The organism is Streptomyces lasiicapitis (assembly GCF_014646335.1).
GTDB classification, from domain to species: Bacteria; Actinomycetota; Actinomycetes; order Streptomycetales; family Streptomycetaceae; genus Streptomyces; species Streptomyces lasiicapitis.
Genome location: NZ_BMNG01000003.1, coordinates 453,903 through 468,206, shown reverse-complemented (window position 1 = coordinate 468,206; position 14,304 = coordinate 453,903). Strand labels below are relative to the sequence as shown.

At 73.0% G+C, this 14,304-nt stretch carries 12 protein-coding genes; 6 read left to right on the top strand and 6 right to left on the bottom strand.

The features are described from left to right. The first annotated feature begins 50 nt into the window (after positions 1-50). Complete coding sequence (locus tag IEY91_RS07610; RefSeq protein ID WP_189173330.1) at positions 51-542, top strand: pep a2; 492 nt, start codon at positions 51-53, stop codon at positions 540-542. A 69-nt stretch (positions 543-611) separates the two neighbouring features. Then, complete coding sequence (glgX, locus tag IEY91_RS07605; protein WP_189173329.1) at positions 612-2,801, top strand: glycogen debranching protein GlgX; 2,190 nt, start codon at positions 612-614, stop codon at positions 2,799-2,801. Here the strand turns inward: glgX and IEY91_RS07600 are convergent. After that, complete coding sequence (locus IEY91_RS07600; protein WP_189173328.1) at positions 2,798-3,598, bottom strand: VOC family protein; 801 nt, start codon at positions 3,596-3,598, stop codon at positions 2,798-2,800. The two genes, glgX and IEY91_RS07600, sit on opposite strands and share 4 nt — an antisense overlap. Before the next feature lie 223 nt (positions 3,599-3,821). On the opposite strand from IEY91_RS07600, the gene treZ reads away from it, so the two are divergent. Both treZ and IEY91_RS07590 read left to right on the top strand, forming a co-directional pair. Further along, positions 3,822-5,612: a malto-oligosyltrehalose trehalohydrolase gene (treZ, locus tag IEY91_RS07595; protein WP_189173482.1), complete on the top strand. Its 1,791-nt coding sequence runs from the start codon at positions 3,822-3,824 to the stop codon at positions 5,610-5,612. A gap of 81 nt (positions 5,613-5,693) precedes the next feature. Further along, positions 5,694-6,695, top strand: a complete 1,002-nt coding sequence (locus tag IEY91_RS07590) for an aldo/keto reductase (protein ID WP_189173327.1) — start codon at positions 5,694-5,696, stop codon at positions 6,693-6,695. Positions 6,696-6,734: 39 nt separating this feature from the next. Here the strand turns inward: IEY91_RS07590 and IEY91_RS07585 are convergent, their stop codons facing one another. Together IEY91_RS07585 and IEY91_RS07580 are read right to left on the bottom strand one after the other, a co-directional pair. Next, positions 6,735-7,859 carry an aminopeptidase P family protein gene (locus IEY91_RS07585; RefSeq protein WP_189173326.1) on the bottom strand — a complete coding sequence of 375 codons (1,125 nt, stop codon included), beginning with the start codon at positions 7,857-7,859 and terminating at the stop codon, positions 6,735-6,737. A gap of 160 nt (positions 7,860-8,019) precedes the next feature. Beyond that, positions 8,020-8,643, bottom strand: coding sequence for a LysE family translocator (locus tag IEY91_RS07580; RefSeq protein ID WP_164328101.1), 624 nt, complete (start codon positions 8,641-8,643; stop codon positions 8,020-8,022). A 130-nt stretch (positions 8,644-8,773) separates the two neighbouring features. Between IEY91_RS07580 and IEY91_RS07575 the strand changes: the two genes are divergently transcribed. Beyond that, positions 8,774-9,520 (top strand): metallophosphoesterase, encoded by a 747-nt coding sequence (locus tag IEY91_RS07575; RefSeq protein ID WP_189173325.1) that lies wholly within the window; start codon positions 8,774-8,776, stop codon positions 9,518-9,520. A 96-nt stretch (positions 9,521-9,616) separates the two neighbouring features. Here the strand turns inward: IEY91_RS07575 and IEY91_RS07570 are convergent, their stop codons facing one another. Both IEY91_RS07570 and IEY91_RS07565 read right to left on the bottom strand, forming a co-directional pair. Then, positions 9,617-10,327 (bottom strand): PDZ domain-containing protein, encoded by a 711-nt coding sequence (locus IEY91_RS07570; RefSeq protein ID WP_189173324.1) that lies wholly within the window; start codon positions 10,325-10,327, stop codon positions 9,617-9,619. 48 nt (positions 10,328-10,375) lie between these two features. Beyond that, positions 10,376-11,248 carry a LysR family transcriptional regulator gene (locus tag IEY91_RS07565; protein ID WP_189173323.1) on the bottom strand — a complete coding sequence of 291 codons (873 nt, stop codon included), beginning with the start codon at positions 11,246-11,248 and terminating at the stop codon, positions 10,376-10,378. Between the two features lie 96 nt (positions 11,249-11,344). Here IEY91_RS07565 and IEY91_RS07560 point away from each other — a divergent pair, with 96 nt between their 5' ends. Beyond that, complete coding sequence (locus tag IEY91_RS07560) at positions 11,345-12,112, top strand: CTP synthase C-terminal region-related (seleno)protein (protein ID WP_229696771.1); 768 nt, start codon at positions 11,345-11,347, stop codon at positions 12,110-12,112. A gap of 42 nt (positions 12,113-12,154) precedes the next feature. Here the strand turns inward: IEY91_RS07560 and phsA are convergent, their stop codons facing one another. Continuing rightward, positions 12,155-14,020, bottom strand: a complete 1,866-nt coding sequence (gene phsA, locus IEY91_RS07555; protein WP_189173481.1) for an O-aminophenol oxidase PhsA — start codon at positions 14,018-14,020, stop codon at positions 12,155-12,157. Positions 14,021-14,304 lie beyond the last annotated feature (284 nt).

Sequence of the window (14,304 nt, the reverse complement as noted above, 5' to 3'; positions counted from 1 at the left end):
GCCCGCGGGGCCGGGTGGAGCGGGAGCCTCGCCGAGAGGAGCCACGAGCGATGAAGCCCGCGATCCCCTGCTACTACCACCTCGACGTGGAGATAACGCCGGAGCGGATCGAGCAGGTCAGGCGCATTCTGGCCGCGCATCTGCGGCACTGGGGGCTGGGGATCCTCGTCGAACACGTCAGCCACTGCACCTGTGTGCTGCTCCGCGCGATCGAGGAGCACGGCACGGACAAGGAGACCTCCGTCGAGATGTGGTGGAACGGGCAGCACCTCATCACCGCCGTGTCGGACAACGACCGCGACCTGCCCCGACGGCACTACGAGCCGCAGGGCTGCCTGGCGCAGATCGCCGCGCTGAGCGACGGTTGGGGAAGCTGCCCGGCGACCCACGGCAAGATCATCTGGTTCTCGTGCCGCGCGCGGGCCCCCGAGTACGCCCGACTGGCCCCCGCGACGCCCGCGCCCAGCCTGCGCGAGGCGCAGCAGGTGCCGCGAGAGCAGGGCGCGGCCGCGCTGGCGGCGTGGACCGACGCGGGCACGTAGGGCTGAACGGGCCGAACAGGCCAAACGGGCGGTCGAGGCCCAACGCCCCATCCGTACGGAGGCATTCGCTTGCGCACCTGGACCGGATGTCCCTCCCCCCTGGGCGCCACCTTCGACGGCGAGGGAACGAACTTCGCCCTGTTCAGCGAGGTCGCCGAACGCGTCGACCTGGTGCTCGTGCACGACGACGGCACGCATCAGGACGTGACGCTCTCGGAGGTCGACGGCTTCGTCTGGCACTGCTACCTGCCGGGGGTCGGGCCGGGGCAGCGCTACGGCTACCGGGTGCACGGCCCCTGGGACCCGGCGGCGGGCCACCGGTGCAATCCCGCGAAGCTGCTGCTCGACCCGTACGCCAGGGCGATCGAGGGGCAGCCGGGCAACGCAGCCGACGCAGACGGCGCAGCCGACGACCCGTCGCTGTTCGAGCGGGCGGCGCACGGGCCCGACCCGGCCGACAGTGCCGCGCACGCCCTGCTCTCGGTGGTGACCGACCCGTCCTTCCGCTGGGAGGGCGACCTTCCGCCCCGGCGGCCGTACGCCGAGACCGTGATCTACGAAGCGCATGTGCGGGGCCTGACCCGCGGGCACCCGGAGGTCCCGCCCGAACTGCGGGGCACGTACGCGGGCCTGGCGACCGAGCCGGTCATCGACCACCTCACGTCGCTCGGCGTGACCGCCGTCGAGCTGATGCCGGTGCACCAGTACGTGCAGGACGGCTTCCTGCGCGACCGCGGCCTGACCAACTACTGGGGCTACACCTCCATCGGCTTCTTCGCCCCGCACCACGCCTACGCCGCGCACGGCGGCCGCGGCGAGCAGGTCACCGAGTTCAAGTCGATGGTCAGGGCGCTGCACGCGGCCGGGCTCGAAGTGATCCTGGACGTGGTCTACAACCACACGGCGGAGGGCAACGAGCACGGACCGACCCTCGCCTTCCGCGGCATCGACAACGCCTCGTACTACCGCCTCTCCGAAGACGATCCCGCCCGCTACTTCGACACCACGGGCACCGGCAACAGCCTGCTGATGCGCCACCCGAACGTGCTGCAACTGGTCATGGACTCGCTGCGGTACTGGGTCACGGAGATGCACGTCGACGGGTTCCGCTTCGACCTGGCGGCGACGCTCGCGCGGCAGTTCCACGACGTGGACCGGCTCTCGGCGTTCTTCGACCTGGTGCAGCAGGACCCGGTGGTCGGCCGCGTCAAGCTCATCGCCGAGCCGTGGGACGTCGGCGACGGGGGCTACCAGGTCGGCAACTTCCCGCCGCTGTGGTCGGAGTGGAACGGCAAGTACCGCGATTCCGTACGGGACTTCTGGCGCGGCGCGGACCGTTCGCTCGCCGAGTTCGCCTCCCGGCTCACCGGGTCGTCCGACCTCTACCAGCACGATCGGCGCCGCCCGCGCGCCAGCGTCAACTTCGTCACCGCCCACGACGGTTTCACGCTGCGCGACCTGGTGTCGTACGAGGCCAAGCGCAACGAGGCCAACGGCGAGGGCAATCAGGACGGCGAGAACGACAACCGGTCGTGGAACTGCGGCGCGGAAGGGCCCACCACCGACCAGGGCGTCCTCGAGCTCCGCGGGCGCCAGCAGCGCAACTTCCTCGCCACCCTCATGCTGTCGCAGGGCATCCCGATGCTCGCGCACGGCGACGAGCTGGGGCGCACGCAGCACGGCAACAACAACGCCTACTGCCAGGACAGCGAGCTCTCCTGGGTCGACTGGGACCTCGACGAGGAGCGGCGCGACCTCGTCGACTTCACGCGGCGCGCCATCGCGCTGCGCGCCGCGCATCCGGTGCTGCGTCGGCGCCGCTTCTTCCGCGGCGAGACGCCGACGCACGAGAGCCAGCCGCTGCCCGACCTGGTGTGGCTGCGGCCCGACGCCCGCGAGATGACGGACGAGGACTGGCTGCGGCCGGACGCCCACGCCGTCGGTGTGTTCCTCAACGGCGACGCCATCGCGGAACCCGACTTCCACGGCAGGACCGTGGTGGACGACTCCTTCCTGCTCCTGTTGAACAGCTACCGGGAGGCGGTCGTCTTCCGTCTGCCGGACGGCGCGTACGGGGAGCGGTGGTCGACCCGGATCGACACGGCTGATCCGCGGGGGCGGGCGGACGAGACGGAGCACAAGGCGGATGGCGAGGTCGCCGTCGGGCCGCACAGCCTGCTGCTGTTGTCCCGGCCCAGTCTGCTGTCCCGGCCCGCCCGTTCAGCGAGCAGCCAAGCCGCGGGCCTCGCGAGCAGCTAAGCCGCGGGCCTCGTACTCACGAAGAAGCGTGCCCCGTCCGGATCGCTCAGGACCGCCTCCTGCATGCCCTCGTCGGTGTACCGGGCGCTGCCTCCGTGGGCGCGCGCCGCACTGACACAGGTTGCGACGTCTGCGACCGCGAAGTGGATCTGCCAGCGCGGCCTGACCGACGGGTCGGGCGCCTCCTCGACCGCGCCCGAGTGGATGCGGGCCACGACGTCGCCCCGGCTGCGCAGCACGACCTCGTCGTTCTCGTAGTCGACCTTGCAGCAGTCCGACTCGGCGGACTCCCAGCCGAGTACCTCGCCGTAGAAGATGGCCGCCTCGAAGGCGTGCCGGGTGTGCAGGCTCACGAAGACGGGTGCCGCGCGCCGCCACTCCTCCCAGCCGGACACCAGCTCGCCCTCCCAGATGCCGAAGACCGCTCCGTCGCGGTCGGCGAGGAGGGCCGCGCGGCCCGGCGGGAACGAGATCGGCCCGACGGCGGTGGTCCCGCCGCGCTCCTGGCTGCGGGACACGGTCTCGTCGGCGCCGCTCACGGCGAAGAACGGCGTCCACGCGACGGCCGTCATGCCCATGGCCTCCACGGCGGAGAGACCGGCGACCGGCACACCGTTCACGCTCGCGAATCTGTACTGGTCGCCCAGCTTGCCCGCGCGCCACTCCCAGCCGAGCACGGCGTGGTAGAACTCCTCCGCGGCCGGCAGATCACGCGTGGACAGACTGACCCAACAGGGCGCGCCGAACACCGAGCGGCTCTCGACGACCCCGTTTGCGGCTGTTCCATGGCTTTTCATCGCCGTACCGTCCTGAAGTTGCCCCCTCGGCTCCGTCGTCCCCCCGCCTTCCCCGGCACCATCATCCCCCGCCCGCACGCCGCGCGCCCCGCAGGACCGGCGGTCGAGGGATCACGGAGCGTGACCGAATGCGGCCGACGCCGGCTCTCCGGAAAACGCCGAACCCCTCCGCCGCGATCACGTCTGGCGCACCATGGACGAAACGACGGACGAGGGGCTGACAGTGAGGTTCGAGGTGTGGGCGCCGCGCGCCGAACGGATGGATCTGGTCCTTGAGGGGGGCGCGGGTGCCGCCAGGGCCACGCACGCGATGGCGCGCGACGCCGAGCGCCCCGAGTGGTGGGCGGCCGAGGCGGAGGGGGCCGACGGCACGCGCTACGGCTTCGCCGTGGACGGCGGGGCGGTGCTGCCGGACCCGCGCTCGCCCCGGCAGCCTGACGGCCCCGACGGCCTGAGCGCGGTCGTCGACCACGAGCGGTACGCGTGGCGGGCGCCGTGGGCCGGGCGCGGGCTGCGGGACGCCGTGCTCTACGAGCTGCACGTGGGCACGTACACCCCCGAGGGCACCCTGGACGCGGCCGCCGGGCGCCTCGGACACCTCGCCGAACTCGGCGTCACGCACGTCGAGTTGATGCCGCTGTGTCCGTTCCCCGGGCGGCACGGCTGGGGGTACGAGGGCGTGTCGCTGTGGGCGGTGCACGAGCCGTACGGCGGCCCTGAGGCGCTGAAGCGGTTCGTCGACGCGGCGCACGGGCACGGGCTCGGCGTCGTCCTCGACGTGGTGCACAACCACCTCGGCCCGTCCGGCAACCATCTGCCCGCGTTCGGGCCGTACTTCACGGACACCCACCACACGCCGTGGGGCGCCGCCGTGAACCTGGACGCGCCCGGCTCGGACGAGGTGCGCGCGTACCTCCTCGGCAGCGCCCTCGGCTGGCTGCGGGACTACCGGATCGACGGGCTCCGGCTCGACGCCGTGCACGCGCTGCGGGACACGCGCGCGCGGCACTTCCTGGAGGAACTGGCGGCAGCCGTGGACGGGCTCTCGGCCGAGGTCGACAGGCCGCTCGGCCTGATCGCCGAGTCCGACCTCAACGACCCCCGCCTGATCACCCCGCGCGCGGGCGGCGGACTCGGCCTGTACGCGCAGTGGAACGACGACTTCCACCACGCCCTGCACACCGTCCTCACCGGCGAGTCCCAGGGCTACTACGCGGACTTCGCCGCCCGCCCCCTCGCGGCGCTCGCCAAGACCCTGACCTGCGGCTTCTTCCACGACGGTACGTTCTCCAGCTTCCGCGGCCGCGGCCACGGGCGCCCCGTCGACCGCGCGCGCACCCCCGCGTACCGCCTGCTCGGCTACGCGCAGACGCACGACCAGATCGGCAACCGCGCGCAAGGAGACCGGCTTTCCGCATCGCTCTCGTCCGGACTGCTCGCGTGCGGGGCGGCGCTCACGCTCACCGGGCCGTTCACGCCGATGCTGTTCATGGGCGAGGAGTGGGCGGCCGGCACGCCCTGGCAGTTCTTCACCGACCACACCGACCCGGAGCTCGCGGAGGCCGTACGCCGGGGCAGACGGCGGGAGTTCGCCGCGCACGGCTGGACGGAGGAGCCCACGCCGCGGCAGCGGCATATTGAGCACGTGCCGGACCCGCAGGACCCGAAGACCCGCGAGCGTTCCTGCCTCGACTGGTCGGAGCCGGAACGCGAGCCGCACGCGCGCGTGCTCGCCTGGTACCGCGACCTGATCGCGCTCCGCCGCACCCGCGCGGACCTGACGGACCCCGATCTGGCGGCGGTGCGCGTCGCGTACGACGAGGCGGCGGGCTGGTTCGCGGTGCGGCGCGGGGACCTGCGGATCGCCGTGAACCTGTCCGGCGAGGCAGCGGCGATCCCGCTGGGCGCGCCGCACGCGCGCGTGCTCGCCGCGTGGGATCCGGTGGACGCGCCGGGGGCGGACGGGGTGCTGCGGCTGCCGCCGGAGTCGTGCGCGGTGCTCGCGCTCGCGTAGGAGCGTGCCGGCGTCGCGCGGACCCTTGACTTCAAGGGGACTTCAACTTTTAGTCTGCGCCGGGACACAGGAGGAGATCGCATGGAACAGCGGTACCTGGGCGGGACCGGGCTGCGGGTGAGTGAACTGTGCTTCGGCGCCATGATGTTCGGCGGCGGCGAGGGCGGCGCGGACGAGGCGACGGCGCACCGCATGCTGGACGCGTTCACGGCGGCGGGCGGCACGTTCATCGACACGGCGGACGTGTACGGCGGCGGAGTCTCGGAGGAGGTGCTCGGGCGCTGGCTCAAGGGCCGCCGCCGCGACGACCTCGTGATCGCCACGAAGGTGTTCCTGCCGATGGGCGAGAGCCCCAACGCCCGCGGCCTGAGCCGCAAGCACATCCTGTCGGCGGTCGACGCGAGCCTGCGCCGCCTGGGCACCGACTACATCGACCTCTACCAGACGCACGTGTGGGACGTCCGTACACCGCTGGAGGAGACCCTGTCCACGCTGGACGGCCTGGTCCGCGCGGGCAAGGTCCGCTACCTCGGCACCAGCAACGTCTCCCCGGCCCAGCTCCAGAAGGCCCTCGACCTGTCCCGCTCGCGCGGCTGGGAGCCGTACGTCTGCCTCCAGCCCCGCTACAACCTCCTCGCGCGCGAGGCCGAGTGGGAGCTGCTGCCGCTCAGCGCCGCCGAGGGCGTCGGGGTCATCCCCTACAGCCCGCTCCAGGCGGGCTGGCTCTCGGGCAAGTTCCGGCGCGGCATGGACGCGCCGCCCGAGGGCGCGCGGGGCAGCGGCGCCTGGGAGGAGCGGGCCACCGAGGAGACCTGGCGGGTGGTGGACGCCGTGGCCGCCGTCGCCGCGGAGACGGGCCGCACGCCCGCGCAGGTCGCGCTGCGCTGGCTGCTCCAGCGGCCGGGCGTGACCGCGCCGATCGTGGGCGCGCGCTCGGTGGCACAGCTCACCGACAACCTGGGCGCGGCGGGCTGGGAGCTGACCGCGGAGCAGCAGGGCCGCCTGACGGAGGCGAGCGCGCGGCCGCTGCCGTATCCGTACGACCTCCTTGCGCACTTCACGGACGAGCGGCCGCACGGCTGACGCACTGCCCGGGTGCCCGGTCGTGTCCGGGCACCCGGCTCAGTCGACGATCGCCAGCTCGCGCGCGGTGGTGTTGAAGCGGCGTCCGCCGTCCTCCGTGACCGTGACGATGTCCTCGATGCGCACTCCGAAGCGGCCGGGCAGATAGATGCCGGGCTCCACGGAGAAGCACATTCCCGGTACGAGCGGCTGCTGTTCGCCCTCGATCATGTAGGGCGGCTCGTGCGTGGTGACGCCGATGCCGTGGCCGGTGCGGTGGATGAAGTACTCGCCGTACCCGGCCTCGGTGATCACTGCGCGCGCCACCCGGTCGACGTCCTGGCAGGCGATGCCGGGCTCGACCGCGCGGCAGGCGGCGTCCTGGGCCTCGCGCACCACGTCGTGGACGCGCTGCTCCTCGGCCGAGGGTTCGCCGACGTGCACGGTGCGGGAGGTGTCCGAGCCGTAGCCGTGCTTGAGGCCGCCGAAGTCGAGGACCACCATGTCCCCGCGCTCGATGACGCGGTCGCCGGCCTCGTGGTGCGGGCTGGCGCCGTTGGGTCCCGAGCCGACGACCGTGAAGTCCACCTGCTCGTGCCCGAACCGCCGCAGCAGGTCCGCGAGATCACCGGCGACGTCGGTCTCCTTGCGGCCCGCGAAGGGCACCTTCTGGATTTCCTCGTACGTCGCATCGGCGGCGGCACCGGCCGCGGCGAGCCGCTCCAGCTCGGCGGCGTCCTTCACGGCGCGCAGCATCGGCAGGGCGTCGGTGAGGGCGGCGTACGAGGTGTCGGGCAACTGCCGCTGCAGGCCGAGGAGATGGAGCGCCCAGGCGTTGTCGCTCACCCCGAAGCGGCCGCGCGCGTCAAGGAGGGGCGCGGTGACGCCGTAGGGGTCCACGCCGTCCGTCCAGTCCCGCAGGGTCAGCGCGGACGCGCCCGCCGCGCGCTCGGCGTCCGGCGCCTCCAGCTTGGGCACGACCAGGACCGGGTCCTGACCGGGCGCGATGACGAGCAGGGTGAGCCGCTCGGTGTCGGCGGGCACGTGATAGCCGGTCAGCCACACCAGGTCGGGTCCGGGCGCCACGAGCACTCCGGCGAGCCCCGCGTCGGCCGCGGCGCGCGCGGCGCGGTCCATGCGGGCGCGGTAGTCGTCGGCGGTGAACGGCGCGGGTGTGACGGTCATCGGGCCTCCTGGGCTTGCGGTACCGGCTGGGCCGGGTGCGGGATCTCCCCCAGCATCCTGCACGGCGGACCCTTGCACCGCGAGCGGGTATCCCGGTGCCGGTGGTGAGGCCCGGTGCCGGTGGTGAGGCCCGGTCCCGCGGGCGTCGCCCGACGCCCCCTCAGCCCTCCACCGCGAGCCGCACCCCCAACAGCACGAGCACCCCGCCCGACACCTGCTCCAGCCTGCGCCGCACCGCCGCCCGCGAAAGCACCGCCTTCATGCGGCCGACGAACCACACGTACAGGCCGTAGTAGCCCACTTCGTAGACGGCCCACAGCGCGGCGAGGCCGATCATGAACGGCAGTTGGGGCGCCCCCGACGGCACGAACTGCGGCAGGAAGGACATCGCGAAGACGGCGGCCTTGGGGTTGGCGAGGTTGAGCAGCAGGCCGCTCCGGTAGGCCGCCCACGAGGACTGCGCCTTGACCGGCGCGTCTTCTTCGTCGGCGCCCGTCTTCTTCTTGCGCGCGTTCCACAGCGTCTGGGCGCCGAAGGCGAGCAGCACCACGGCGCCGACGACGCGCATGATGTCGTACGCCAACTGCGAGGCCGCGACAAGCGCGGTCAGGCCGCAGGCGGCGGCGAGACCCCAGAGGAAGATGCCGGTCTCGTTGCCGAGCACCGTCATGAACCCGGCCCGCCGACTCCGCAGCGACTGCTTGATGATCAGGACCGTGCTCGGCCCCGGCGAGGCGGCGATCAGCGTGCAGGCGCCGAGAAAGGCGATGAGCGTGGTCAGCATGGCGCCCATCATGGACGGCCCGATCTTCTCCATGCCACCGGTTTGCGATTGGCCGTTCCGCGACCGGCCCACCTAATGCTTGGATCCACCTCAACCATTAAGATCACTTCGGTGCGGAGGGGCGTACGACATGCTGGTACTGGCACAGATCAGTGACCTTCACCTGGACGGCACGGCGCGGGCGACGGAGCGGGCCGAGCGCGTGATGCACCATCTTCGGGCGCTGCCAGGGCCGTTGGATGCGCTCATGGTGACCGGTGACATCGCCGACCACGGCGCGGAGGCCGAGTACAAGGAGGCCGCGCGCCTGCTGTTCACCGACGCGCCCTGGCCGGTCCTGACCTGCCCCGGCAACCACGACGTGCGCGGCCCCTACCGTACGGCGCTGCTCGGCGAGGACTCCCCTTCCGAGGCGCCGGTGAACCGCACCCACCGCGTCGGCGGCACCGAGATCCTGATGCTGGACTCCAGCCTGCCGGGCAGCGACGAGGGGCTGCTCGACGAGGAGACGTACGCCTGGACGGAGAACCGGCTCGCCGCGCTCGGCGGCACCACGCCGGTGCTCCTGTCCTTCCACCACCACCCCGTCCCGATGCACCACCCGCGCCTGGACACCTGGCAGTTGCGGCAGCCCGGACCGCTGGCGGACCTTGTGGAGCGGCACCCGGAGATCGTGGGCCTGATCATCGGGCACGCGCACACCCCGGCGGCGACCACGTTCGCCGGGCGGCCGCTGATCGTGGGGCCGGGTGTGGTGTCGACGCTGCGGCTGCCCTGGGAGGGCGAGGGCCTGGTCGACCTGGACGCCCCCGTCGGGCTCGCCTTCCATGTCCTGGACGACGAGCGGCGGTTGATGACGCATTTCAGGGTGGTGTGAGGAGCCCGGTTTCAGGGTGGTGTGACGGGCCCGGTTTTCAGGGTGGCACGAGGGCCGACCCGGTGCCGGTCGGCACCGTCGCGGGCCGTCGCGCGGTCACGTGACCAGCCCCGGCCGCGCCGACAACACCTGCCGTGTGCCGCTCGCATGACGGACCGTCAAAGTGACGTTCCTGCCCGCCCTGGAGTCGGCGACCGCCCTGGCCAGGTCGGTGGCCGAGCGCAGCCGGGTGGCGCCGAACGCGACGAGCACGTCGCCGCGGACGAGTCCCGCCGCGTGGCCGGGGCCCGGCTGGTGCACGCCGACGATCAGGGCGCCTCTGTCGCCGGGGGCGTCGACGGCTTCGACGCCGAGGGCGGGTCGGGGGGCGGCCCGCGTTCCGGCCACGGCCGCGGAGCCCTGACCGGCCGCGGAACCCTGGCCGGCGGACGCCTTCTGGTCGGGCTGCCCGGCGCCGGGGGCCGCGCCCGGGTCCTTGCCGTGCTCCTTGCCGGGTTCCGTGGCGGCTCCCGGCGGCGCCTGACCCTGGGCTGGAGGCTGACCGCCCGGCGGGGCGGCCCCCTGCTCCTCCGCCTGCCGCCGCATCTCCGCGAGCTTGCTCATCCCGATGACGCTCGCGCCCACCGTGCCGAGGCCCACGCCCGAGAGCACCAGGACCGTCGCGCAGAACAGGCCGAAGAGAAGGGTGACGAGGCGCCGGCCGCGGCGGTGCGCGGCGTGCGGTCGTCGGGGGGCCTTGGCGGGTGTACGGCCGGGACCCGACTCGTGTCCCGGCATGGGCTTCGGACGCAACGCGGTCTGTTCCATGGCTCGCCTCCGGCCACAGCCCTACCCGGCGTGACCCCGCGCGACGATTCACGAACGGGTGATGTCCAGGCGTACGGCGAACGCGGCCGCCGCACCGCGGAGTTCGCCGGTGTGAACAACTTCGGTGCGGTGTACGACGCGGGGCTCGGTGAGCGGTACAGCGACAGTGCCGGTGCCGGGCGCGGCGGCGGCCGACTCCGGGAGCAGGACGAGGCCGTGCCCGGCGGCGGCGAGGCCGATGAGGGTGCGTACGTCGGTGCCTTCGTAGCGCAGGGCGGGGCGGAAGCCGCCGGTGCCGTGGGCGGCCCGCAGTTGGTGCAGGGGCAGGCCCGCGCCGGGCGCGTCCAGCCAGCGGGCGTCGGCGAGGTCGCCCAGGCGCAGGCCGGTGCGGCGGGCGAGCGGGTGCCCGGCGGGCAGCAGGACACGGACCGGCTCCTGGCCCGCGCCCCGGGTGGTGAGCGGGGCCACGTCGGCGAGGCGCAGCGGGTCGTTGGGCGCGGCGAGTCCGTCGACGAGGCCCAGATGGGCGGCGCCCGTCGCGACGGCTTCGGGGACGTCCGCGCGGGGCAGCACGCGCAGCGTGACGCCGGTCGGCGGGAGCGCCCGGAGGGTACGGGGCGTCAGTGCCGTGGGCGTGGCGGCGAGCGTGAGGCCTTCGTCGGGGGCGCCCGCCAGGGCCGTGACCTCGGCGCGCGCCGCGTCGAGCCGCAGCAGGAGCGGGCCCGCGTGTTCGAGGAGCCGCTCGCCCGCGCGGGTGGGCGCGACCGGGCGGCGGCCCAGGAGCGGGGTGCCGAGGTCCTGCTCCAGGGCGGCGATGTGCTGGGAGACGGCGGACTGCGTGTAGCCGAGCTCGCGCGCGGCGGCGGAGAACGAGGCGAGGCGGGCCACGGCGACGTACGTACGCAGGAGGTGCGGATCCATGCGCATCAGGATCGCCGACGGGCATCAGCATCACTTATGGAGGGTGCAGTTTTCATCGTTGGACGTGAACGGGGAGGGCCGTCGAGGATGGCCGTCATGAGCGAATTCCCTTCCCGAACCCGGGCCCACAACGAACCGTCGGCCCCCGTCGCCCGCATCGCCCTCATCGGCGACCGCTCCCCCAATGTCACCTCGCACGTCCGGATCCCGCTGCTCCTGGAGGCGCTGGCCGAGCGCGACGGGCTGGTCCTGGACGCGTACTGGATATCGACGCCGGACGCCGAGGAGCCGGACGCCGTGCGCGGCTTCGACGCGGTGTGGGTGCTGCCCGGCAGCCCGTACCGCAGCGAGGCGGGCGCGCTGGCCGCGGTCCGCACGGCCCGCGAGGACGGCATCCCGTTCCTCGGCACGTGCGGCGGCTTCCAGCACGCGCTCCTGGAGTTCGCGCGGAACGTCTGCGGCCTGACGTCGGTCGCGCACGCCGAGAACGACCCGGGCGCCGACGACCTGCTGATCGCGCCGCTCGCCTGCTCCCTTGTCGGCCACGAGGGCACGGTGACGCTGACGCCGGGTTCGCTCGCCGAGTCGGTGCTCGGCGCCGACCGCACCCTGGAGCGCTACCACTGCGACTACGGCCCGAGCGACACCGGCCACCTCGACACGCTGCGGGCCCACGGCCTGCGCTTCACCGGCGCCGACGAGGAGGGCCTGGTGCGCGTCGCCGAGCTTCCCGGCCATCCCTTCTTCCTGGCCACGCTCTTCCAGCCGGAGCTGTACGGCGACGGCTCGCGCCCGCACGCGATCGTGCGGGCACTTGCCGGGGCGGCGGTGGCGCACGCGGCGGCGGGAGTGCGGGCGGCCTGAGCCCCTGCGACCCCCGCCGCCCCGGCCTCTGAGGCCTCCCGTTCAGTGACCGCCGTCGTGGCTGTCGTGCCCGTCGTGGCCCCCGTGCCCGCCCCCGTGGTCGAACTTCAGCGCCTCCTTGGGCATCACGACGAACGGCCGCATCATCCCCATGTCCTCGTGCTCCAGGAGATGGCAGTGGTACATGAAGCGGCCGTACGCCCCGTCGAACCTGCCGATGACGCGCAGCATCTGGCCGCCCGGCACCCGGAACACGTCCTTCCAGCCGCGCTCGTTGGGCGCGAGGGGGATCGGCTTCGCCGGGTCGTGGGCGATGGGCGAGCGGGTGCCGCCGACGGTCACGTCGAAGCCCGAGGCGTCGTACGTGTCGCGGCCGAGGAGTTGGAAGTCGGCCAGGTGGATGTGCATCGGGTGGGTCACGTTCGGGTTCACGGCGAGGTTGAGGAAGCTCCACTGCTCGTACGCGCCCTCGCCGATGGTGAAGCCCAGGCCGTCGTTGAAGGTGCGGGCGGTCCTTCGGTACGTCTTCGTGGCGCCGTCGGGCCCGCGGAGCTGGATGACGCCGTCGGTGGGGACCTTGATGCTGCCCGGGTCCTTCACCTCGGCCATCTCCCACATCTCCGGGTGCCCGCCGGCGCCCTTGGTGGCGGGCGGTGTGAGCACGATGAGGCGGTGGCCGTGCGGCACTCCGTGCCCGATGGGCCGGAAGGAGCCGGACAGGACCTCCGGCAGCCGGAAGGTCTCCCGGGCGCCGGCGCCCTTGCCGACGCGGAACTCCATCACGTGCGGATAGCGCACGTCGCCCGCCGGGTCGGGCACGCCGGGCGCCGCGTTCGGACCCTTGTTGACCAGGCGGACCCGCTTGCCCGCGAGTGACCGGAAGTCGACGAGCAGGTCGAAGCGCTCGGCGGGCGCGACGGTGAGGGTGGGCAGGGCCGCGTCGAAGCCGACGGGGACGGGCCGGGGCAGCAGGCCGCCGTCGCTGCCGATCTGGTGCAGCACGCCCGGCACGGGTGCGTTGTCCTCGTCGACGAGGACGAGGTCGTACGTCCGCGCGTTCGAGGCATTGACCAGGCGGAAGCGGTACCAGCCCGGGGCGACCTCCGCGTACGGCCAGATGCGGCCGTTGACTGTGGTGTACGGGCCGGTGAAGGGGAGCGAGACCGGCTTGCCCGTCTCCGGGTTCTTCGGGTCGACGATCGTCGTCTTGTGCAGGAGGCGGCCGGTGAGGCGGCCGTCCTCGTCGGTGTCGAGGTTCCGGTCGGCGAGGAGCAGGGGGATCTCCCGCTTGCCGGAGGGGAGTTGGAGCGCGTCCTCCTCGTCGTCACGGACGAGGTACGTACCGTAGAGCCCCGCGTACACGTTCCACCGCGTGATGTTCATGGCGTGGTCGTGATACCACCACTGGACCGCCTGGTGGTCGTTCGGATACTCGGAGAGCTGGGCGTCGCCGAAGCCGACCGCGTTGTCCGCCCAGCCGTCGTTGCCCCCGCCGGTCTGCGCGCCGTGCAGATGCGTGACCGTCCACGCGGGCAGGGCCGCCACGTCCTTGTTCGGCTCGATGCCTTCGCGCCCCGGGCGGGTGCTCGGCGGCGGCGAGGTGCGGGGCGCCTCCACAGCGGTGACCGGGAACTCGCTTTCCCTGGGCACCCGGTTGGTCCACGCGATCCGCACGCGCTCGCCGCGCCGCACCTCGATGGTGGGCCCCGGGACGCACCCGTCGTACCCCCACATCAGCGTGGGCGGCAGCTGCGGGTGCAGGCGCACCCAGGCGGGGCGGACGGCGATCTCCGTCTCCTCGCGCACGTCGCCGCCGGCGGGGCGGAGGAGGGGTGGGACGGTCAAAGGGGCGGCGAATGGGGTGAGTTCGCGGGGTTCGCGGGATCCGTGGGCGGTGGGGTCGTCCACGGCGCCGGGGCGGTGTGGGGCGGCGAGGGCTTCGTCGCCGAGTGTCTCGGTCGTGGCCTCGGTCTCGGTCTCGGCGAGGAATCCGCTGCTGGTGCCGATGTCGGTGTGGATGTCGGTCAAGGTTGAACACCCCCGTGTTCCGATCTGATTCATCCTTCACTTCACTTGAGAAGACCGATGAGACAGCCCGAAAGTTCCATGAATCCCGTATTCCGGAAAAATCTCGCATACATACCACCGGTGTGAGTGAGAGATCGCGGTTTCCGGGTGCGGGGGTGGGTGGC

Coding starts and splice junctions, on each gene's coding strand:
- IEY91_RS07565 (WP_189173323.1), bottom strand. CDS start 11,248: ATGGATCCGCACCTCCTGCGTACGTACGTCGCCGTGGCCCGCCTCGCC.
- IEY91_RS07560 (WP_229696771.1), top strand. CDS start 11,345: ATGAGCGAATTCCCTTCCCGAACCCGGGCCCACAACGAACCGTCGGCC.
- IEY91_RS07610 (WP_189173330.1), top strand. CDS start 51: ATGAAGCCCGCGATCCCCTGCTACTACCACCTCGACGTGGAGATAACG.
- IEY91_RS07575 (WP_189173325.1), top strand. CDS start 8,774: ATGCTGGTACTGGCACAGATCAGTGACCTTCACCTGGACGGCACGGCG.
- IEY91_RS07590 (WP_189173327.1), top strand. CDS start 5,694: ATGGAACAGCGGTACCTGGGCGGGACCGGGCTGCGGGTGAGTGAACTG.
- IEY91_RS07585 (WP_189173326.1), bottom strand. CDS start 7,859: ATGACCGTCACACCCGCGCCGTTCACCGCCGACGACTACCGCGCCCGC.
- IEY91_RS07570 (WP_189173324.1), bottom strand. CDS start 10,327: ATGGAACAGACCGCGTTGCGTCCGAAGCCCATGCCGGGACACGAGTCG.
- IEY91_RS07580 (WP_164328101.1), bottom strand. CDS start 8,643: ATGCTGACCACGCTCATCGCCTTTCTCGGCGCCTGCACGCTGATCGCC.
- IEY91_RS07600 (WP_189173328.1), bottom strand. CDS start 3,598: ATGAAAAGCCATGGAACAGCCGCAAACGGGGTCGTCGAGAGCCGCTCG.